18 protein-coding genes are annotated in these 19,718 nt (G+C 64.8%); 6 read left to right on the forward strand and 12 right to left on the reverse strand.

Annotated elements, in window-relative coordinates; translation table 11 throughout:
• Positions 1 to 22: 22 nt before the first annotated feature.
• Complete coding sequence (locus M1E01_RS02405) at positions 23 to 358, reverse strand: hypothetical protein (RefSeq protein WP_457973513.1); 336 nt, start codon at positions 356 to 358, stop codon at positions 23 to 25.
• 228 nt (positions 359 to 586) lie between these two features.
• Here M1E01_RS02405 and clpB point away from each other — a divergent pair, with 228 nt between their 5' ends.
• Positions 587 to 3,241 carry an ATP-dependent chaperone ClpB gene (gene clpB / locus M1E01_RS02410; protein WP_457973514.1) on the forward strand — a complete coding sequence of 885 codons (2,655 nt, stop codon included), beginning with the start codon at positions 587 to 589 and terminating at the stop codon, positions 3,239 to 3,241.
• A 56-nt stretch (positions 3,242 to 3,297) separates the two neighbouring features.
• On the opposite strand, the gene M1E01_RS02415 is transcribed toward clpB, so the two are convergent.
• Positions 3,298 to 3,795 carry a septum formation family protein gene (locus tag M1E01_RS02415; protein WP_457973515.1) on the reverse strand — a complete coding sequence of 166 codons (498 nt, stop codon included), beginning with the start codon at positions 3,793 to 3,795 and terminating at the stop codon, positions 3,298 to 3,300.
• Positions 3,796 to 4,319: 524 nt separating this feature from the next.
• Between M1E01_RS02415 and M1E01_RS02420 the strand changes: the two genes are divergently transcribed.
• A complete protein-coding gene (locus tag M1E01_RS02420) occupies positions 4,320 to 4,553 on the forward strand; it encodes a DUF3073 domain-containing protein (RefSeq protein ID WP_457973516.1) in 234 nt (77 codons plus the stop codon).
• Positions 4,554 to 4,823: 270 nt separating this feature from the next.
• Positions 4,824 to 5,726, forward strand: a complete 903-nt coding sequence (locus M1E01_RS02425) for a VOC family protein (RefSeq protein WP_457973517.1) — start codon at positions 4,824 to 4,826, stop codon at positions 5,724 to 5,726.
• Here M1E01_RS02425 and purM read toward each other — a convergent pair.
• The 7 genes from purM to M1E01_RS02460 form a co-directional block, all read right to left on the reverse strand.
• Positions 5,710 to 6,885 carry a phosphoribosylformylglycinamidine cyclo-ligase gene (gene purM, locus M1E01_RS02430; RefSeq protein ID WP_457973518.1) on the reverse strand — a complete coding sequence of 392 codons (1,176 nt, stop codon included), beginning with the start codon at positions 6,883 to 6,885 and terminating at the stop codon, positions 5,710 to 5,712. The two genes, M1E01_RS02425 and purM, sit on opposite strands and share 17 nt — an antisense overlap.
• A complete protein-coding gene (purF, locus tag M1E01_RS02435; RefSeq protein WP_457973519.1) occupies positions 6,882 to 8,624 on the reverse strand; it encodes an amidophosphoribosyltransferase in 1,743 nt (580 codons plus the stop codon). Before purF ends, purM begins: the two co-directional genes overlap by 4 nt.
• Positions 8,625 to 8,671: 47 nt before the next feature.
• Complete coding sequence (locus M1E01_RS02440; RefSeq protein ID WP_457973520.1) at positions 8,672 to 9,130, reverse strand: hypothetical protein; 459 nt, start codon at positions 9,128 to 9,130, stop codon at positions 8,672 to 8,674.
• 16 nt (positions 9,131 to 9,146) lie between these two features.
• Entirely contained in the window at positions 9,147 to 10,004 is an 858-nt protein-coding gene (locus M1E01_RS02445) for a fumarylacetoacetate hydrolase family protein (RefSeq protein ID WP_457973521.1), read from the reverse strand.
• A gap of 10 nt (positions 10,005 to 10,014) precedes the next feature.
• The gene (gene uraH / locus M1E01_RS02450) at positions 10,015 to 10,353 is read right to left on the reverse strand and encodes a hydroxyisourate hydrolase (protein WP_457973522.1); all 339 of its coding nucleotides are present in this window, start codon (positions 10,351 to 10,353) and stop codon (positions 10,015 to 10,017) included.
• Complete coding sequence (gene uraD / locus M1E01_RS02455) at positions 10,350 to 10,847, reverse strand: 2-oxo-4-hydroxy-4-carboxy-5-ureidoimidazoline decarboxylase (RefSeq protein ID WP_457973523.1); 498 nt, start codon at positions 10,845 to 10,847, stop codon at positions 10,350 to 10,352. The genes uraH and uraD overlap by 4 nt, the downstream gene beginning before the upstream one ends.
• Positions 10,848 to 11,179: 332 nt before the next feature.
• Positions 11,180 to 11,779, reverse strand: coding sequence for a hypothetical protein (locus M1E01_RS02460; protein WP_457973524.1), 600 nt, complete (start codon positions 11,777 to 11,779; stop codon positions 11,180 to 11,182).
• 83 nt (positions 11,780 to 11,862) lie between these two features.
• Between M1E01_RS02460 and M1E01_RS02465 the strand changes: the two genes are divergently transcribed.
• Both M1E01_RS02465 and M1E01_RS02470 read left to right on the forward strand, forming a co-directional pair.
• Positions 11,863 to 12,543, forward strand: a complete 681-nt coding sequence (locus M1E01_RS02465; RefSeq protein WP_457973525.1) for a response regulator transcription factor — start codon at positions 11,863 to 11,865, stop codon at positions 12,541 to 12,543.
• The gene (locus tag M1E01_RS02470) at positions 12,540 to 13,946 is read left to right on the forward strand and encodes an ATP-binding protein (protein ID WP_457973526.1); all 1,407 of its coding nucleotides are present in this window, start codon (positions 12,540 to 12,542) and stop codon (positions 13,944 to 13,946) included. Before M1E01_RS02465 ends, M1E01_RS02470 begins: the two co-directional genes overlap by 4 nt.
• Before the next feature lie 21 nt (positions 13,947 to 13,967).
• Here M1E01_RS02470 and M1E01_RS02475 read toward each other — a convergent pair whose 3' ends face one another.
• From M1E01_RS02475 to M1E01_RS02485, 3 genes are all read right to left on the reverse strand, one after another.
• Positions 13,968 to 14,771 carry an IclR family transcriptional regulator gene (locus M1E01_RS02475; protein ID WP_457973527.1) on the reverse strand — a complete coding sequence of 268 codons (804 nt, stop codon included), beginning with the start codon at positions 14,769 to 14,771 and terminating at the stop codon, positions 13,968 to 13,970.
• A gap of 90 nt (positions 14,772 to 14,861) precedes the next feature.
• Complete coding sequence (locus M1E01_RS02480) at positions 14,862 to 16,118, reverse strand: aminopeptidase P family protein (protein WP_457973528.1); 1,257 nt, start codon at positions 16,116 to 16,118, stop codon at positions 14,862 to 14,864.
• 59 nt (positions 16,119 to 16,177) lie between these two features.
• Positions 16,178 to 17,584: an MFS transporter gene (locus M1E01_RS02485; protein WP_457973529.1), complete on the reverse strand. Its 1,407-nt coding sequence runs from the start codon at positions 17,582 to 17,584 to the stop codon at positions 16,178 to 16,180.
• 436 nt (positions 17,585 to 18,020) lie between these two features.
• Here M1E01_RS02485 and M1E01_RS02490 point away from each other — a divergent pair, with 436 nt between their 5' ends.
• A complete protein-coding gene (locus M1E01_RS02490; protein ID WP_457973530.1) occupies positions 18,021 to 19,709 on the forward strand; it encodes an APC family permease in 1,689 nt (562 codons plus the stop codon).
• Positions 19,710 to 19,718 lie beyond the last annotated feature (9 nt).

The following is a 19,718-nucleotide window of genomic DNA, read 5'->3' on the forward strand; positions in this document are numbered from 1 at the left end:
AGCCTTTCCAGCGCTTCGTGCCCTACAAACCGGGGATATCGAGGGACTCGTACACCTGGATGCTGGCGTCCGGCATCATCAGGTGCGGATGACGGTCAAGGAGGGCGAGAGCCGCGTCCATGTCCTCGGCCTGGAGGATGCCATACCCGGCTACGTGGCTTGCGGCGTCGGACGTGCCGGTCGCAGTAACTTCCTTGCCGGTGCCCAGCGGATTGCCGATGTCCACAATTCCGTCGCCGGCCCGTTGCGCCCATTCCATCCACGCCTTCATGCCCTCCTGGGCGGCTTCCGGGCTGCTCTCTGCCATCTGGGCCTGAGCCGACTGCGGAGCGTTGTAAAGAACCACGAACTTCTTCATTGCAGATCCTCGTTTCCAGTTGCGGGTTGAACTGTCGTCGCTGGTCACAGTCGATCCTAGGGGGATTGGAGCGGCGGGGATACAGTTCCGGCGTGACGCGTTTCCGGACTTCCCCCGGGAGGGGGAGGGCATTTCGCTGTGGGAAAACCAGTGCTTCTGGGACTCCTCTATCAAAGTTGAGCGTAGTACACTCAAGTTAAGAATTTCGCACTCTGGAAGGAGCTCGCTTTGGACGTCAAATTCACCACCAAGAGCCAGGAGGCTCTTTCGGCGGCAGCCATGAACGCATCAACGGCAGGTAATCCCCAGGTGGAGCCTGCCCATCTGCTGAAGGCGCTGATGGACCAGCGGGAGGGGGTGGCCGTTGCGCTGCTGCGCGCCACGGGCGCGGATCCCGACGCCGTCAGCACGCAGGCGAGCACGGCCATCAAGGCGATGCCCGCGACCTCGGGCAGTTCTGTGCAGCAGGCCCAGCTTTCCCGTACCGCATTGCAGGCCATCCAGAACGCGCAAAACGAGGCCGACAAGCTCGGTGACTCCTTCGTCTCCACGGAGCATCTGCTGATGGGCCTTGCGGCAGGGAGCGAAGCCGCAGGCAGGATCCTGCGGGACTCCGGCGCCTCGCACGAAGCGCTGGTTGCCGCCCTGCCAGGCGTCCGGGGAGACCGGAAGGTCGACAGCCCGGACCCGGAAAACACATTCCAGGCATTGGAGAAGTTCGGCTCCGACCTCACCGCCATGGCACGCGCCGGCAAGCTGGACCCCGTGATCGGCCGCGACTCCGAGATCCGTCGCGTCATCCAGGTCCTGTCCCGGCGCACGAAGAACAACCCGGTCCTGATCGGTGAACCCGGCGTCGGCAAGACAGCGGTAGTGGAAGGGCTCGCCCAGCGCATGGTGGCCGGGGACGTGCCGGAGAGCCTGCGCGGCAAGACGCTCATCTCCCTGGACCTCGGCTCCATGGTTGCAGGAGCCAAATACCGGGGTGAGTTCGAGGAGCGGCTGAAGGCGGTTCTCGAGGAGATCAAGAATTCCGAAGGCCAGATCGTCACCTTCATCGACGAAATTCACACCGTCGTGGGAGCCGGTGCCACCGGCGATTCGTCCATGGACGCGGGCAATATGCTCAAGCCCATGCTGGCACGCGGCGAACTGCGGCTGATCGGTGCCACCACCCTGGATGAGTACCGCGAAAACATCGAGAAGGACGCCGCCCTCGAACGCCGCTTCCAGCAGGTCTATGTGGGCGAGCCCAGCGTGGAGGACACCATCGGCATCCTCCGCGGCCTGAAGGAACGCTACGAGGCCCACCACAAGGTATCCATCGCGGACTCCGCGCTCGTGGCCGCCGCCACCTTGTCCAACCGGTACATTTCCGGGCGCCAGCTGCCCGATAAGGCCATCGACCTCGTGGACGAGGCCGCGTCCCGCCTGCGCATGGAGATCGATTCCGCTCCGGAGGAAATTGACCAGCTGCGGCGCCAGGTGGACCGGCTCACCATGGAGGAGCTGGCCCTGAGCGGGGAGACAGACCCTGCTTCGGTTGAACGGCTTGCCGCGCTGCGGGCCGACATGGCAGACAAGAAAGAGCAGCTGGCTGCCCTGAACGCCCGGTGGGAAGCGGAAAAGGCGGGACTGAACCGTGTAGGTGACCTGAAGGCCAAGCTCGATGGACTGCGGTCCGCCGCCGACAAGGCCCAGCGCGAAGGCGATCTCGAGACCGCCTCCAGGATTCTCTACGGGGAGATCCCGGCCCTCGAACGCGAGCTGAACGCCGCTGCGGAGGCTGAAGCCGCCGTCGAGGACAAGTCCGGCCAGATGGTGGCGGAGGAAGTGACGGCCAACGATATCGCAGAGGTCATCTCCGCCTGGACCGGCATCCCGGCGGGGCGGATGCTGCAGGGCGAAAGCCAGAAGCTCCTGCACATGGAGGAGGAGCTGGGCCGACGGCTGATCGGGCAGTCCAAAGCCGTGGCCGCGGTCTCCGATGCCGTACGGCGGGCACGTGCCGGCATCAGCGACCCCAACCGTCCAACCGGCTCCTTCCTGTTCCTTGGCCCTACCGGCGTCGGCAAGACCGAACTCGCCAAGTCCCTGGCGGACTTCCTCTTCGACGACGAACGGGCCATGGTGCGGATCGACATGTCCGAGTACTCAGAGAAGCATTCGGTGGCCCGCCTCGTTGGTGCACCTCCGGGATACGTGGGCTACGAGGAGGGCGGACAGCTCACCGAGGCCGTCCGGCGTCGCCCGTACTCGGTAGTTCTGCTGGACGAGGTTGAAAAGGCGCATCCGGAAGTTTTCGACATCCTCCTGCAGGTGCTCGATGACGGCCGCCTCACCGACGGCCAGGGGCGGACTGTGGACTTCCGCAACGTGATCCTGGTGCTGACGTCCAACCTGGGCAGCCAGTTCCTGGTGGACCAGAGCCTGGACGAGCAGGCCAAGCGGGACGCCGTGATGGCCACGGTCAACGCGTCCTTCAAGCCGGAGTTCCTGAACCGGCTGGACGAGGTGGTGCTCTTCGAGGCCCTCACCCTGGACGAGCTCGCCCGGATTGTGGAACTGCAGGTGGCCGAACTCTCCCAGCGGCTGCATGATCGGCGGCTCTCCCTTGAGGTCACCGAAAGTGCGCGTGCCTGGCTGGCGATGTCTGGGTTCGACCCCGCCTACGGCGCCCGGCCGCTGCGGCGGCTGGTCCAGCGCGAAATCGGCGACCGGCTGGCCAAGGCCATTCTCGCCGGTGAGATCTCGGATGGCGACACGGTCCTGGTGGACACCGCGGCCGACGTCGACGAGCTCACGGTCGAAGGGCTGGAAACGATGGCCCGGGCCGGGGGAGCTCCTGCCGGCAACGGGCTCTCAGTCCGGCGCAAGGGATAGTGGGGTCTGCTCCACGCTGCACCACCCTTCTCCTTCCCTGCTCCCCTCGGTGCTGCCTAGGGGAGCAGGGAGCTTTTGATGATGTTTCCGGACGCCGAGACTACGTAGCAGTCCACACGGCGGTCGCCCCGGCGCCAACTGTCCGGGCTGGGGTAGGCCACGCGGTACTTCAGCTCGTACCCTGTGGTTTTGCTGCTCAAGGGTGCAGCCTGGCAGGCTTCACGGCCTTTCGCCTTCATGGCTCTGCTGCCCGGGTAAGAATCCGCGGCCGCGTATTGGTGGACGGCCACGAGCTGGGCCGAATGCGGCGAAGCGCATGCCACTATTTCGGCGTCCGGCGCTGAGGGGTCAAAGTCCTTGAAGCAGTCACCAATCCTGAAATCCAACGAACTGACTCCTTTCATCGGGAGGCTTGCCCTGGGTGCTGCGGAGGGGGCAGCGTCCGACGGTGATGTTGCCGCAGGACCGGGCTCACCGATGGTCTGAAGAGTGGCTGTGGCCAGCATGGCACCGAGCGCCCATACCAGCATGCCGCCCAGGACGAGCAGAAGCACCAGGAAACCCGCCTTGGCAAGAATCCGTTGTGGGCCGGACTCTCCGGAGGGTTCCTCCGGCAGGTCAAAAGAGGCGGCGGGTGGGGACGCGCTTTTAGGCGGGCTTGCGGGCGGCGGCGGGATGTTCCGTCGCCCGGCATCTGGGACTGCTTTCTCGTCTTTCACTTGGGCGGCGCCCCCTTCCGTGCGCTATCCCGGCACTGTATCCGGCTCCGGCGTCCTGTCTTGGGCAGTAGCCGGTGCGGCTGGTGGGCCTGTCCTGCAGGGGATGGATCCCACGGGTCTGATTCAGCTGTTCAGGAGACTCTATCGAACTAAAAATCCCTGCAACCCCGTGATTACGTGCATTTTGGACCGGCTTACCGGGGTTTTGGACCGGCGCCGGCTGTGGCGACGCGCCAGTGGCGAGCAGATGCCGCCGAAAGCATGTAATCTAGGGATACGACAAACTGACCAATCATTCCGGGGCCTCACCGATAGCCAAGGTGACCACCTCCGGTCCAAGTACAAAAGGGGGTCACGCCATGGGGCGCGGCCGTCAAAAGGCAAAAGCTACCAAGCAGGCTCGGGACATCAAGTACTACTCCCCGAATACTGACTATTCGGCCCTTCAGCGTGAGCTCACGGGTCCGGGAAGTCGTGCCTCGAGTCATTTCGTGAATGAACCGGCGGAGCCGGATTATTCGGCCTACGTGGATAAGTACGCGGACGAATTGGAAGACGACGACGACGAGGTGGATACCCGTCGTATCGGTTAGTCGTTTCAGTCTGAACCTTCCCTAAGGCACTCAACTGCACGCCGCCGTCGTACACCCGTGTACGTGACGCATTAGGGCCACCCTCTTTCCGAAGTCTTTTCGTATTTCGGAGCAACTGGGTACCGCCACCGTTTATTAAGAGCCCGCAGGGCATACCGGCATTGGTATGCCCTGCGGTTTTCTTGTGCCCGGTGTCGCCAGCCTTCACTGCGCGGCCCCTTCGCGTCTAGGCTGTGAGCGGTTGCCGTATCGCCGAAAGGGATCAGCGTCATGGTTCAGCGCACCAGGTATGCCCACGGGGAATTGTGCTGGGCGGACGTCCAAACGCCTGACGTTGCCGCGGCCAAGTCGTTCTACGCCGCGGTGTTCGGCTGGCGGTTTGAGGACCTTCCGACGCCGGACGGGCGCAGCTACGCGCAGGCCTTTATCGACAGCGACATCGTGGCCGTTGTGGCCCCGCAGAACCCGGCCCAGCAAGAGGCCGGCACGCCGGCCCAATGGAATGTCTATATTGCGGCGGATAACGCCCGGGACGTGGCCGAAGAAACCCCGCACGCCGGCGGAGCGGTAGAGTTCGGCCCCGAGGACGTGGGCAACAGCGGAGTCATAGTGTTCCTGCACCCGCCGGGCGGCGGGACCACCGGCGTCTGGCAGGCCGGCACGCACGCCGGCTGCAGGCGGTGGAACGAGCCCGGCGCGTTCGCTTGGGCGGAGCTCCTCACACCGGAGCCCGAGGCCGCCGTCGGCTTTTTCCAACAACTGTTCGGCCACGAGGTGATGGAGTATCCGCAGGACGACGGCGGCACCTACACCACCCTCATAGCCAACGGAGCCGAAGTGGCGGGGATCGCCCCTGAGCCTCTCATCGGGGATGAGGGCACGGAACAGGAAGGCACGGAACAGGAAAAGGCCGGTGAAGGTGCTGGAGAGGCAGTGGGCCCCGACAGCGCTGAGGTCCGTGCCCGCCGGGGCTGGCAGGTCTACTTCGGTGTTTCCAGCCTCAAGGAGGCAGTCCTGGCAGCTGTGGCGGCGGGCGCCGAAGTCCTGGTGGAGCCGGAGTTCGCCGAGGACGGCGGGACCATCGCCACCCTCAAGGATCCACAGGGCGGTGTGTTCAGCGTCCTCGAGGTTGAGCTGCCGGGGGAGCAGCCGGGGGTTAGGCGTAGCTGTTGACCATCCAAACCGCTCCGCCGTCCACACCCTTGGCGCCCTGCACGTAGTCAGGGCCGGTCTTGAGGACGGAGTCGGAGTCGGCGCTGACTGTGCCCATGATCCAGGACGGCAGGCCGCGCTCGTTCAGGCGGGCAACAGCTGCGTCGGCGACATCTGCGGACACGATCGCTACCATGCCCACTCCGAGGTTGAGGGTACGCTCGAGGTCGGCCAGCGGGACACGGCCGAGCTCGGACACGAGTTTGAAGATGGCCGGTAGCTCCCACGTGGCGCGGTCCACGGTGGCTACGAGGCCCTGCGGCAGGACACGGGCGAGGTTGGCTGCGAGGCCGCCGCCGGTGACGTGGCTGAAGCCGTGCACCGCCCCGCCGGTAGCAGAGCCACTGGACACCGGGAAGGTGCGGGCCAGATCAAGGCAGTCGGCGGCGTAGACGCGGGTGGGCTCGAGCAGTTCCTCGCCCAAGGTGCGTCCGAGTTCGGAGACCTGGCGGTCCAGGGCCCAGCCGGCGTGGTTGATGACCCGGCGCACCAGGGAGTACCCGTTGGAGTGCAGGCCGGAGGAGGCCATGCCGATCACCACGTCGCCGGCGCGGACGCGGTCCGGGCCCAGCAGGGAGTCGGCCTCGACAACACCTGTGGCGGCACCGGCGACGTCGTATTCGTGCTCGCCCAGCAGTCCGGGGTGCTCGGCAGTCTCGCCGCCCACCAGGGCGGTGCCCGCTACGGAACAGGCTGCCGCAATGCCCCGGACAATGTCCGCGATGCGCTCCGGAACAACCTTGCCGCAGGCGATGTAGTCGGTCATGTAGAGCGGCTCGGCGCCCACCACCACGATGTCGTCAACCACCATGCCCACGAGGTCGTACCCAATGGTGTCGTGGATATCCATGGCCTGGGCGATGGCTACCTTGGTGCCCACACCGTCCGTGGACGTGGCAAGCAGCGGACGCTTGTAGGTCAGCAGCTTGGAGACATCGAACAGTCCGGCGAAACCGCCGACGCCGCCAATCACCGAAGCATTGTGCGTCGCCTTGACGGCGTCCTTCATCAGTTCGACGGCGCGGTCTCCCGCTTCGACATCTACGCCCGCCGACGCGTACGTGATGCCTGCGTTGTTCTGGGCGGCGTTCATGTCGGCAGTGGGGGAGGCGGAAGTCATAGGGACTCTTTCTTGTCAGCACCGACGGTTGCAGCGCCGGGATGGAGATCGGGCACACGGTCGGCTTCGGTGAGCAGGTTCTCGAGTTCGGAGTCCGGCCCCGGGTCGCAGCCGGTTGCTCCGGGCTTCTCTGCAGGATCCTCGGTGACGGGGATGCTGTCTGGGTTTCCGGGGGCGTCCGCGGCCGACTCGGTGGCAGCTACCGCGGCAGCATCAGCGGTAGCTCCACCAGTAGAAACAGGGGCGGTGCCGGTGGCAGCAGCCAGGCCGCCCAGATCCTTGCGCTCGAGCAGGTTCTTGCCGAGCTTGTCGGCGTCGGGCAGTTCGATGGGGTACTTGCCGGTGAAGCAGGCGGTGCAGAGCTTTTCGCGGGGCTGCTGCGTCGCTCCGATCATGCCGTCCTCTGAGATGTAGGCCAGGGAATCCGCGCCGATGGCCTGGGAAATCTCCTCGATGGTGGCGCCGTTGGCGATCAGCTCGGCACGGGAGGCGAAGTCGATGCCATAGAAGCAGGGCCACTTAACGGGCGGGGAGGAGATTTTCACGTGGACGGCGGCCGCGCCGGCTTCGCGGAGCATCCGCACGATGGCGCGTTGGGTGTTGCCGCGGACGATCGAGTCATCCACCACCACTACGCGCTTGCCGCGGATGACGGATTCCAGGGCGTTGAGCTTGAGCCGGATGCCCAGCTGGCGGAGGGTCTGGGAGGGCTGAATGAACGTGCGGCCCACGTAGGAGTTCTTGACGAAGCCGTGGGCGAACGGAATGCCGGATTCCTCGGCGTAGCCCACAGCGGCGGGAGTGCCGGACTCGGGGACGGGGATGACGATGTCCGCGGCCTGGGTATTCTCGCGGGCGAGCTGCCGGCCCATCTCCACCCGGGACTCGTACACGGAGCGCCCGGAAATTGAAGCGTCGGGGCGCGCAAGGTAAACGTATTCGAACACGCAGCCTGCCGGCGTCGGCTCGGCAAAGCGCTGGGACCGCACGCCCTGCTCGTCGATGGCGATGAACTCGCCCGGCTCGATCTCGCGGATGAAGCTGGCGCCGACAGTGGCGAGGGCGGACTGCTCGGAGGCGACTACCCAGCCGCGTTCCAGCCTGCCGAGGCACAGCGGGCGGATGCCGAAGGTGTCGCGGGCGGCGTACAGTGTTCCCTCGTCCATGAAGACGAAGCAGAATCCGCCGCGGATCTTCGGGAGCAGCTCCATGGCGGTCTCTTCGAGGGTCTTGCCCTCTTCGCCCTCGAGAAGTGCCGTGACGAGCGCGGTGTCGGAAGTGTTGCCCTGCTTCATTTCGCCGCTGAGCTGGCCGCCATTGCGTTCAGTGATCATGGCGTTGAGCTCGGCCGTGTTGGTCAGGTTGCCGTTATGGGCCAGGGCGACCGTCCCGGTGGCCGTGGCACCCAGCGTTGGCTGGGCGTTGGCCCAGTGGCTGGCGCCCGTGGTGGAGTAGCGGCAGTGGCCGACGGCGAGATGCCCGGTGAGGGTGTTCAGCGTGGTCTCGTCGAAGACCTGGGATACGAGGCCCATGTCCTTGTAGACGTTGATCCGCTTGCCGTCGCTGGTGGCTATACCAGCCGACTCCTGACCGCGGTGCTGCAGCGCGTACAGCCCGTAGTAGGTGAGTTTTGCTACTTCTTCACCTGGAGCCCAAACCCCGAAGACGCCGCAAGCGTCCTGGGGGCCCTTTTCGCCAGGGAGAAGATCATGAGAAAGTTTTCCATCGCCGCGTGCCACTGGTCGATTATCTCACGTCATCAGGTAAGGAACTTCCGGGGCACGCTTTATGACCGGGGCCCGGCCTCATTGCCGTTGTCCTGCGGGTGCTCCGGAGCCGGCGGGGCTTCGCCTTCCAGATCCCGCCGTTCCGCGCCAGGAAGGGTCTGTCCCGCGTCAGGTTCGGCCTCGGGTACAGCCTCAACGACGGCCTGCTGGGCGCGGCTGACGCTCAGCCGGTCGAGGATCAGCGCCGTAATTGCGCCAATGATCACACCGCCTGCCGCGCACAGCACCATGAAAAAGCCGAACACGGTCCCCGGGTCGTAGGTCTCGTTGCCGGGACGGCCGTAAGCGATGACCGCGGCCACAGCAATGCCCACGAGTCCACCCAGGATGAGGAACGGGACGTACTTGGGCGCCCTGCGGACAGTGATTTCGCGCCGTTCAGTCATGCCGTCCCGTTCGTTCATGCCATCCCGGTCGTTCATGCCATCCCGGTCGGGGGTGCGGTCTTCAGAAGCCATGGCATCTAGCCTACTGTCAGGCCGGAATCCCTGCGTCCACGAGCCGCTGCTCCTGTTCGCCGAGGAGTTCCCCGCCCGACATCCGCATGCGGTCCCCGGACTTCAGGTAGGGAAAACGGCCGGAGAGCGCCACGCCGGCCGGGGTGCCGGTGGTGATGAGGTCCCCGGGCTCGAGGACCATATAGTGCGACAGGCGGCGCACGAGGTTGGAAGCGCCGAAAATCATGTCCTGCGTGGAGCTCTTCTGACGCGGCTCGCCGTTGACCCAGGACGCTAGCTCGATGTTTCCGGCGTCCGTTGCCGAAGCAGGCACCAGCCACGGGCCGACCGGATTGAAGGTGGGGCAGGACTTGCCCAACGACCACTGCTGCCCGGAGTGCTCCAGCTGGAACTCCCGCTCGGACACGTCGTTCGACAGGACAAACCCTGCGATGCAGGAGGCGGCATCGGCGTCCGAGTCCAGGTAGCTTGCCCGCCGGCCAATCACGACGCCCAGCTCCACCTCCCAGTCCACACGGCTGGCGCCGGGTGGGATGACGACGTCATCGTTCGGCCCCACCACGGTGTTGGGGTGCTTGAAAAAGATGATGGGCCGCTCCGGTGCGGGAAGACCTGACTCCTCAGCATGGGCGGCGTAGTTGAGTCCGATGCCGATCACAGCCCCCGGGCGGGCAATGGGTGCCCCGATCCGCTTGCCCTCGAGGGAGACCCGGGGCAGGCCCGTCAGGTCAAGCTCATCCAGCTGGTGGGCCCAGGTCTCCAAAAAGGCGCCTCCGATGTCGGCGGTGACGGGCCGCAGATCGTATGCCTGGCCCTCATCGTCAACTATCACGGGTGTTTCGTTGCCGGGTGTGCCAATGCGCATCAGCCGCATGGTTTTCCTTTCAGCTTCCGCGGTAGGTGGAGTAGGCGAAGGGGCTCAGGAGCAGGGGGACGTGATAGTGCTCCACGCCGGTCACCTGGAAGATGAGGTCGACCTCGGGAAAAAACGTGGCGGTGCCCTGCCGTGCGTAGTAGTCGCCGGTGGAAAAATTCAGCCGGTAGGTGCCGGGGGCCAGCTCCTCGGGGCCAAGATCTTTGGCACGGCCGTCCGCGTCGGTGGTGCTGTCTGCCAGCCTGCTCCAGCCGCTGCTGTCCTGCGCATAGAGCACGACGGCGACATCCGCCGCCGGGCGGCCGGCGCCTGTGTCCAGAATGTGGGTGGTGACGTGGGAAACGGTCATTCGCTGATCACTCCTTGGAGTCGCAGCAGGGCGATTTCGCGCAGCTGCTGGGCCACGATGGCGTCTTCTTGGGCAGGGGTGTTGTCCAGGCGCTCGTTGAGCGCGGCCAGGATTTCGGGAGCGGTGCGGCCCGCCGCCCGGATGAGGAAGACCCGGCCGAACTTTTCCTCATAGGCGCGGTTTCCGGCCGCAAGGGCGTCAGCGACAGCCGCATCGGCAGGGTCGACGCCGGCCTGCTCGGAGCGTGACATCGCCGCCTCGGTGCTCGCCGCCGTCGGGCGTTCACCGATCCTGGGGTGATGTGCCAGTGCGGCGGCGACTTCCTCCGACGTGAACGGCGAGGCGGCGGCGCGGGCGAAGCCGAGCAGGTCCTCACCGGTGGCGAAGGGGCGTGCGTTGGTGATTTCGTCTATCCAACGCTGGGCGTCGATGCAGGGCCGGAGGACTTCACTGGCGTCCGCCCGGTCTGCTTCATTGAATTCGGCAAGCCTCATGCTTGATTGATTCCTTTGTGCAGATGCTGGCATCCATGGCGACGGCTATGCGGGCTGCCGGGTCTTCTCCCGGCGAGAACGGCGTTCTTCCCTAGCTCGGTCAAGGTGACTCGGGCTAGATCGGGCGGCACGATCTTCCGCATCATGGAACTGTTATTTCAGCATACGTAATAGTGAATCGGACGGCCGATCCCAATGTCAAGTGTAGGGACTCGCTCCGGCCAGCCACCCTTAACGGCCGGCATCCCTCCAGCTAATGCTGCGCTGGAGGGATGTGTCGGTGCTGCAGAAGTTGCCGCCGAACAGTAAGGCGGTGGTGGGGGGCCGGTTACTCAGTCGTCATCCCGGCCCTTTCCGCCATGGCCGCCGCTGTCGTCGCCGGGCTCCGGGGCCCGCAAGCCGCCTTTGTCGTCGCCGGGTTCGATGGTGTTGGTCAGTCCGCCTTTGTCGTCGCCGGGTTCGATGGTGTTGGTGAGTCCGCCTTTGTCGTCGCCGGGTTCGATGGTGTTGGTGAGTCCGCCTTTGTCGTCGCCGGGTTCGATGGTGTTGGTGAATCCGCCTTTGTCGTCGCCGGGTTCGATGGTGTTGGTGAGTCCGCCTTTGTCGTCGCCGGGTTCGATGGTGTTGGTGAGTCCGCCTTTGTCGTCGCCCGCTTCCTGCTTCGCCCTTGAAGTGGGGGAGGGGGACGCCTTCTGTTTCGCACGCAGCGGCGCGGCCGCCGTCGTGTCCGTGCTGGTGGCCTGCCCCCTAACGGCGGCAGGAGCAACGGTGGCAGGAGTACTGGTGGCCGAGCCGTCCGGGAGAAGGACGCTGGCGTTGCCGGTGGTCCCGGTTGGGGAATTGTTCAAGGTCTGGGTGTTCACGGCGAGGGCGGTGGACCCTGTGACCAGAATCCCTGCAATGGATAGGGCTAAGGCTGATCGTGTTCTCATGTCACAACTGTAGGAACCCGATGGACAGGATAGGTGCTACGAAAATCCAAGGATTGTCCAAGATTGGTGGCGCATTATCAGGTATGCAAATCCTGGTCGTTGAAGATGATGAATCCGTCGCCGCCGGTGTCCTTGAAGGATTGGCGCGGGCCGGTTTCCAAGCCGGCCATGTAGCGGACGGCGCGGGAGCACTTACCGAAGTACGCGCGTCCGGTCCCGATTTCATCCTGCTGGACCTGGGGTTGCCGGACATGGACGGCACAGATCTTTGCCGTGCCATCCGTGCATTGACCACGACCCCGATCATCGTGGTCAGCGCCCGCGATGAGGAAATCGACCGCGTACTGGCTCTGGAGCTCGGCGCCGACGATTACTTGGTCAAGCCATTCGGAATGCGCGAACTGGTAGCCCGGATCAGGGCCGTGGCCCGGCGCTCGGAGGACCACAGCGGGGACGGCCAGTCTGCAGGCAGTATCAGGCAGATCGGTCCGCTGAGCATCAACCAGCGGTCCCGGCGGGTGCTCCTGGATGGCGGCGAAATCCACATGACAGTCAAGGAGTTCGAGCTCCTTTACTACCTCGCCGAAGACCCGGGAGCGGTGTGCCCGAGAAGCGACATTCTGCGCGCCGTCTGGAACGGCAACTGGTACGGAACCACCAAGACGCTGGACGCCCATGTGGCGGCCATCCGGAAGAAACTCGGGGACCCCCGCTGGATCGAGGCCGTACGCGGGGTTGGATTCAGGCTGGACGTCCCTGGATGAGATGGCGGCTTATTTCCGCGTTCATGGTCATCACCCTCCTTGTGGTGTTGGTTCAGGACATCCCTCTGGGGAATTACCTGATCCGCGTGGAACGGGACCGCCTCACCACGTCCCTGGAGCGGGATGCATTTCTCCTGGGCGGAAGGGCCAGGCAGCTGCTGGAGGGCCGCAGCGGTGTCCCCGCGGGCGTCGAGGACGTTGTGCGCGAATACAGGCAGGCGAGCGGAGCGCGGGTGGTAATCGTCAACACTGCGGGCACCGCAGTGGCCACCTCCGACGACGACCAGTCCGCCACCGGATCCTCCTACCTCTCCCGCCCGGAAATTGCTGCCGCCCTGACGGGCCAGATCAATTCCGGCCAGCGGCACTCCGAGACCTTGGGACTTGACCTGCTCTACGTGACCGTCCCCGTCCTCAGCGGGGACAAAATCACCGGCGCCGTCCGGCTCACCTACCCGGCGTCAGAAGTCACAGACCGGGTATCAGGCCAATTGACGGTGCTGTGGACGGTCGCGGGCACCACGGTGCTCCTCGCCGGCATGCTGGCCTACCTCATGGCAAGTGCTGTCACCCGGAGGATCAAGAGACTTCAGAAAGCCACGGAGGTCCTGGCCGGGGGCGATTTATCCGCCCGGACCGAAGAGGAGGAGGGTGCCCCGGAGCTGCGTGCCCTGGCCCGCTCGTTCAACCGCATGGCCGACAGGCTGGAACTTCTGCTGCAGCAGCAGAAGGGCTTCGCCAGTGACGCCTCACACCAGCTCCGCACGCCGCTGACCGGCCTGCGGCTCCGGTTGGAGAATGCGGTCGAGACTCTCGGGAGCGATCCGGACAGCGCACGGGCCATGGTGGCGGACTCCCTGGCGGAGACCTACCGGCTGCAGCGCATTATTGACGGGCTGTTGCTCCTGAGCAGGTCTGACAGCCGCCACGTGGCTCTCACCAGCGTGGACCTGACTGACGTTGCCTCGAACCGGGCCGAGCAGTGGGAGGCGCTCGCGGAGGAAAGCGGTGTGCGGATCGCACTGAATGCTCCTCCGCAGGCGCGGGTCAAGGCCATGCCTGGGGCAGCGGAACAGATCATCGACAATCTGATCGATAACGCCCTGGCGGTTGCTCCTCCGGGATCACAGGTCCGGCTGGAAGTTTCGCGGCCGGAGAATGACGGGAGGGTAGAGCTGCACATCCTCGATGAAGGCCCCGGGCTCTCCGCCGATGACTGTCAGCGGGCCTTCAACCGGTTCTGGCGGGGCCAGGCGAGCACCGAGGGAAGCGGCCTGGGTCTGGCCATTGTGCAGCAGCTTGCCGAGGCAAGCGGAGCCAGAGCATCGCTCGCACCAAGGACCGACGGTGCCGGTACAGGACTGGATGCCGGCGTGGCCTTCAGGGCCGCGGGCCCTGCCTAGGGCCACTGGGACCGGAAGCCGCTAGGCCGGAGCAGCCCCGCCAAGACGCGAGGTGACCCGGCGGGCCGCGGCCAGGCACGATTCGCCCAGGCTCTGCAGGGTATCCGGGGAGACCCGGAAGCGGGGAGCCGGGATGAGGACGGCGGCAACGACGTCACCGCGGTGGTCATAAACAGGGGCAGCCACGCCTACCTCATCAAGGGAGGATTCGCCGTAGTTGATGGCCCATCCGCGCCGGGTGGCGTCCTTGAGGCGGATCAGATAGTCCTGCAGGCCGGTCTCATCAAGCCCCGGGTAGGTGATCGCCCCGCTGCGCAGCAATGTCCGCACCCGGTCAGGCGATTCGGCGGCGAGGAAAACCTGCACCGAAGCGCTTAGTGCGTCATGGTAGCGGGCGCCGAGGGGGGTCGAATGCTTGATCTGGTGGTGGCTGGCAATCTGCTCTACGCACATCGACTCGGACCCGTTCCACACCATCAGCGCGCTGGTTTCGCCGGTTTGTTCTGCGAGTTCACGCAGCACAGGGTAAGCCACGCGCCGTTCCTCGAGTTCTGCGAGCAGCGGGCCGGCCACCGCGATAAGGCCCAGTCCGAGACGGAAGCGCCGTGTTTCAGGATCGCGCTCCACCAGGCGCTCCTGCTCGAAGGTGGCCAGGATCCGGGAAACGGTGCTCTTGTGCAGCCCCACCCGGTTGGCGATCTCCGTGACGCCGAGCAGCGGCTCGTCCGCCGTGAATGTCCGCAAGACGGCAATCGCATTGACAATGACGGACGTGCCTTTGGTGTCGCCGTTGCCGGTGACTTCCGGAGATTCTGCTGGGCTCATGGTGGTTACCATCATTCCCTAAAAGGACGCAGACGTGGCGCCACCTTCGCTGTGGCGCCACGTCCCGTCAGTGCTGTGGGGCGGTCATGGTCAGACCCCGATGATGTTGTACTCGGGTCCGAACGGGAACTTCGTGATGTTTTCTGCGCCGTCCTCGCCGACCACCAGGATGTCGTGCTCGCGGTATCCGCCGGCACCTGGCACACCGTCGAGGACCGTGATCATCGGCTCCATGGAGACCACCATTCCGGGCTCGAGCACGGTGTCGATGTCCTCGCGGAGTTCGAGTCCAGCCTCGCGGCCGTAGTAGTGGCTGAGGACGCCGAAGGAGTGTCCGTAGCCGAACGTGCGGTTGGCGAGCAGTCCGTGGCTGATGTAGATCTCGTTCAGTTCCGCGGCGATGTCCTTGCAGACGGCGCCGGGCTTGATGAGCTCGAGTCCCCGCCTGTGGACCTGCACGTTGATGTTCCACAGCTCAAGGGAACGGGCATCGGGCTCGCCGTAGAACAGGGTCCGTTCCAGCGCGGTGTAGTAGCCGGAGGTCATCGGAAAGCAGTTCAGGGACAGGATGTCGTGTTCCTGGATCTTGCGGGTGGTGGCCCAGTTGTGTGCACCGTCGGTGTTAATTCCGGACTGGAACCACACCCACGTGTCCCGGATTTCCGAGTCGGGGAACGTGCGGGCGATCTCGTGGACCATGGCTTCGGTGCCGATCAGTGCAACCTCGTATTCCGTGATGCCCGCCGTGATGGCATTGCGGATGGCTTCACCACCGAGATCGCCGATCCGTGCACCGTGCTTGATGACCTCGATCTCCTCCGCCGACTTGATCATGCGCTGGCGCATGGCTGCCCTCGAGACGTCGACGAGCGCCGCGGTTTCGAAGGCGGCCTGAATCTTATTGCGGTTCTCCAGCGGCAGGGCATCGTCCTCGACGCCGAGGCGGCGGACCGAGACGCCGCGCGTGCGCAGCGCTTCCTGGATGGCGTGGATGAAGTTGTCCCGGCGCCAGTCGGTGTAGACGATGTTGTCGCCGTAGCTGCGGCGCCACGGCATGCCGGCGTCGATGTTCGCCGTAACGGTGACGGTGTCGTCCTTGGTGACGACCATGGCATAGGACCGGCCGAAGTAGGTGAAGAGGAAATCGGAGTAGTACTTGATGGAGTGGTAGCTGGTCAGGACGACGGCGTCCAGGTCCTTCTCCGCTATGATGCTGCGCAGACCGGCGAGCCGGCGTTCGAACTCGGCGTTCGAGAAAGTCAGCTTTTCCTTCTGGCCGTTGTGCAGGACCTTCAGGCGCTCCAGTTCGGCGATGGACGTGGCGTTCTCGGATGCTGTGGTCGTCATTGTGGTGATGCCTTTCGTTAATGCGGTTTTGTTGGATGGAAAGTTTGGAGCCCGCCGGACTATTCAGAGCGGAGCGGTTCTTTGCAGGTTTCGCGGGAGAGGGCGACGGCGATCAGGGAGATGGCAGCCGCGCCGACCAGGTACCAGGCCGGGGCCAGGTCATTGGCAGTGGCCGCTATGAGCAGGGTGGCCATGAACGGAGCCGTGCCGCCGAAGAGGGCGTTGGAGAGGTTGAAGCTGACAGCGAAGCCGCTGTAGCGGACGCGGGTTGGGAACATCTCGGCCAGGAAGCTTGGCAGTGTGCCGTCATTGAGCGTCAGCATGGCGCCCAGCAGGATCTGGATAAGAACGATCACCAGGAAGTTCCCGGTGCCCAGCAGCGCGAACGCGGGCACCGTCAGCACGATGAAGGTTACGGACGCAGAGATGAGCACCTTCTTGCGGCCGTAGTGGTCAGAGAGCATCCCGGTCAGGAAGATGAACCCGATGTACGTGAGCAAGGCGATGGTGGTAGCCAGGAACGATTCGGTTTCACCCAGGCCCAGTTCCGCGGACAGGTACGTCGGCATGTAGCTGAGAATCACGTAAAAGCCGACGGCGTTGAGCAGCACGGCACCGACGGCCTGCAGCAGCTGCCGCCAGTGGTTCCGGAACAGAGCGCTGACCGGCGCCTTGACGGTCTCGTCCTCGGCTGCCAGCTCGCGGAACACCGGGGTGTCCTCGAGCTTGGTCCGGATGTACCGCCCAATCAGTCCCATCGGAGCGGCCAGCAGGAACGGCAGGCGCCAACCCCAGCTTTGCATTGCCTCGGAACTCAGCAGAGCCGTCAGCACACCCGCGAACAGGGAACCGAGGAGCAGGCCGGCGGCGGTGCTGGCGGGAACGACGGCGGCGTACAGGCCGCGCTTGTTAGACGGCGCGTATTCCACCAGGAAGGCTGACGCGCCGGCGTATTCACCGGAGGCGGAGAAGCCTTGGACGACCCTGATGAGCAGCAGCAGAATCGGAGCCCAGATGCCGATCGTGTCATATCCCGGAATCAGCGCGATGCAGAACGTCGCCCCGGACATGATCAGGATCGACAGGGACAACGCGGTACGCCTGCCGACCTTGTCCCCGATGTGGCCCCAGACGAAGCCGCCAAGGGGCCGCACCAGGAACGATATTGCGAACAGGGCGAAGGTCAGCAGAAGCCCGGTCTGAGGATCGGATTCGGGGAAAAAGACCACGGAAATCGTGACGGCCAGGTAGCCATACACGGCGTAGTCGAACCACTCAACGAAATTGCCGATGAAGCTGGCAGCAACGACGCGTCGTCGCGTGTCCCTGCTGACATCGCTGCTGGCCAGGTCAAGGTTGTGATTGTTCAACGAGCTGTCTGCGGAGGGCGGCCCGTCATGTCCGTCATTGGACTCCGGGCCAGGCCCTCCCGCAAGAGCAGCGGGAGAGGAAGTTTCGTTACTCATAGATCCACCAAGTGTCTTGGGTTGCATTACATGCAACGCTGTTGCACCAGGATATGCGTGACCAGCGCCACAGTCAATGCGTCTTTGCTTCCATAAGACAGGGACTCAAAGGCCGGCATGGGTGCCGCCCGCATTCCTGGGGATGCGGGGTCGGGGTGAGAAGTTGTTGCGGGACTAGCTACCCTGTTGCGGTAAGTGGAGAACTATGTCCAACCGCATTCCGGGCGCGGGGCATCTGTCGCATCTGCGGCCTCTGTTGACACCGGGATGTGATCGCTGTCATATTCGCTATACGCGCTATGCGCATCGGGTTGCGCGTTAAGCAATTCCAGAAACGCCGCGCAAAAGACGCTCGAGTACGGGCGGCTTCAGGATTCAGGCCAGGCCAGCGCCGTGAGCGGCGGTTCCGCACGACGACAAGGGAGACTTCGGCAGCATGGCTGGGACTCGCGACGACGATGCGGGGGGTATGGGTGAGTTTGGCTATGCCCAGACCCTGGATCGCAGCATTGGCAAGTTCGCGAGTTTTGCTGCCGGTGTGAGCTATATTTCCATTCTTACCGGTGTTTTCCAGTTGTTTTACTTTGGTTTTTCGATGGCCGGGCCGGCGTATGCGTGGTCCTGGCCTTTGGTGTTCGCGGGCCAGTTGATGGTGGCGTTGTGTTTTGCTGAGCTGGCCGGGCGGTACCCGGTGGCCGGGTCGGTGTATAACTGGGCCAAGCAGCTCTCGTCCGGGACGTTCGCCTGGCTGGCGGGGTGGCTGCTGCTGATCTCCTCGATCGTGGCGCTTGGCGCGGTGGCCCTGGCGCTGCAGCTGACGCTGCCGCAGATCTGGTCGGGTTTCCAGGTCATCGGTGACGGCACGGGCCCGTATGATTTCGCGGTGAACGGGGTGCTGCTGGCCAGCATCATGATCACCCTCTCCACGCTGATCAATGCCTTCGGTGTGAAGCTGATGACCAGGATCAACAGCGTGGGCGTGTTCGTGGAGCTCGCCGCCGCGGTGCTCCTGATCCTGGCCCTGGCCTGGCATGTGGTGCGCGGCCCGGAGGTCCTGTTCGACACCGCAGGCTTTGGTGAGGGCCATGACCTGGGCTTCTTCGGGGTGTTCCTCATCGGGGCGATGGCCTCGGGCTATGTGATGTACGGCTTTGACACCGCCAGTTCCCTGGGCGAGGAGACGAAGGACCCGAAAAAGACCGCCCCCCGGGCGATCCTGCGGGCGATCACGGCCTCCTTCGTCCTGGGCGGGCTGATCCTGCTGGGCGGGCTCCTGGCCGCCCCTGACCTGAAGGACCCCAAGCTCGGCGCGGCCGACGGCGGGCTGCAGTACATCGTGCTCTCCGTCCTGGGCGGCCCGTTCGGGAAGGCCTTCCTGGTGTGCATCGTGGTGGCCGTGGCCGTGTGCACGCTCGCCGTCCACGCCGCGGCGATCCGCATGATGTTCGCCATGGCCCGGGACAACAACCTGCCCTTCAGCCGCCAGCTCTCCAAGGTCCACCCCGAGCGGAAGACCCCCACCGTCGCGGCCATCGTCATCGGACTCATCGCGATCGTTCCGCTGATCGTGAACATCTCCCAGCCGGCGATCTTCACCATCCTCTCCAGCATCAGCATCGTCCTGATTTACCTCTCCTACCTGCTGGTCACCGTGCCGATGCTGCGGCGCCGCTTCGCCAGGAAATGGCCCCTGCCCGACACAGGAGGAAGCACCAGCGGAGGAAGCACCAGCGGCACAGAAGCGGGCTTCAGCCTGGGCAGATGGGGTCTGCCCGTGAACATCCTCGCAGTGCTCTGGGGCGCGGCCATGACCCTGAACCTGATCTGGCCGCGGCCGGAAATCTACAACTCGGTCCCGCCCTTCCACTGGTACCTGCAGTGGGGCGGCGTCATCTTCGTCGCCGCCGTCACCACATGCGGAACCCTGCTCTACCGCCTGCGGATCCGCCACCACACCGGAGTCCTCGCCGAACACGCGGTCCACGCGGAAGCCATGTTCGACGGGGGAGCTGCTGGTGCAGAGACTGCTTCCGGTGCGCCTCCTATCGGCCGAGGGAGCGGGAACACCCCGGTCCCCGCCACTCATTCCGGGGGCGGGGATCTTGTAACCCAAGGCATCAGCTAGATTGGCAGA

It is taken from the genome of Arthrobacter sp. D1-17 (genome assembly GCF_054130535.1).

Bases quoted from the DNA above. Each gene is read 5' to 3' on its own strand.
- M1E01_RS02405 (WP_457973513.1), bottom strand. From the start codon at position 358: ATGAAGAAGTTCGTGGTTCTTTACAACGCTCCGCAGTCGGCTCAGGCC.
- M1E01_RS02420 (WP_457973516.1), top strand. From the start codon at position 4,320: ATGGGGCGCGGCCGTCAAAAGGCAAAAGCTACCAAGCAGGCTCGGGAC.
- M1E01_RS02425 (WP_457973517.1), top strand. From the start codon at position 4,824: ATGGTTCAGCGCACCAGGTATGCCCACGGGGAATTGTGCTGGGCGGAC.
- purM (WP_457973518.1), bottom strand. From the start codon at position 6,885: ATGACTTCCGCCTCCCCCACTGCCGACATGAACGCCGCCCAGAACAAC.
- M1E01_RS02440 (WP_457973520.1), bottom strand. From the start codon at position 9,130: ATGGCTTCTGAAGACCGCACCCCCGACCGGGATGGCATGAACGACCGG.
- M1E01_RS02445 (WP_457973521.1), bottom strand. From the start codon at position 10,004: ATGCGGCTGATGCGCATTGGCACACCCGGCAACGAAACACCCGTGATA.
- uraH (WP_457973522.1), bottom strand. From the start codon at position 10,353: ATGACCGTTTCCCACGTCACCACCCACATTCTGGACACAGGCGCCGGC.
- uraD (WP_457973523.1), bottom strand. From the start codon at position 10,847: ATGAGGCTTGCCGAATTCAATGAAGCAGACCGGGCGGACGCCAGTGAA.
- M1E01_RS02460 (WP_457973524.1), bottom strand. From the start codon at position 11,779: ATGAGAACACGATCAGCCTTAGCCCTATCCATTGCAGGGATTCTGGTC.
- M1E01_RS02465 (WP_457973525.1), top strand. From the start codon at position 11,863: ATGCAAATCCTGGTCGTTGAAGATGATGAATCCGTCGCCGCCGGTGTC.
- M1E01_RS02470 (WP_457973526.1), top strand. From the start codon at position 12,540: ATGAGATGGCGGCTTATTTCCGCGTTCATGGTCATCACCCTCCTTGTG.
- M1E01_RS02475 (WP_457973527.1), bottom strand. From the start codon at position 14,771: ATGAGCCCAGCAGAATCTCCGGAAGTCACCGGCAACGGCGACACCAAA.
- M1E01_RS02480 (WP_457973528.1), bottom strand. From the start codon at position 16,118: ATGACGACCACAGCATCCGAGAACGCCACGTCCATCGCCGAACTGGAG.
- M1E01_RS02485 (WP_457973529.1), bottom strand. From the start codon at position 17,584: ATGAGTAACGAAACTTCCTCTCCCGCTGCTCTTGCGGGAGGGCCTGGC.
- M1E01_RS02490 (WP_457973530.1), top strand. From the start codon at position 18,021: ATGGCTGGGACTCGCGACGACGATGCGGGGGGTATGGGTGAGTTTGGC.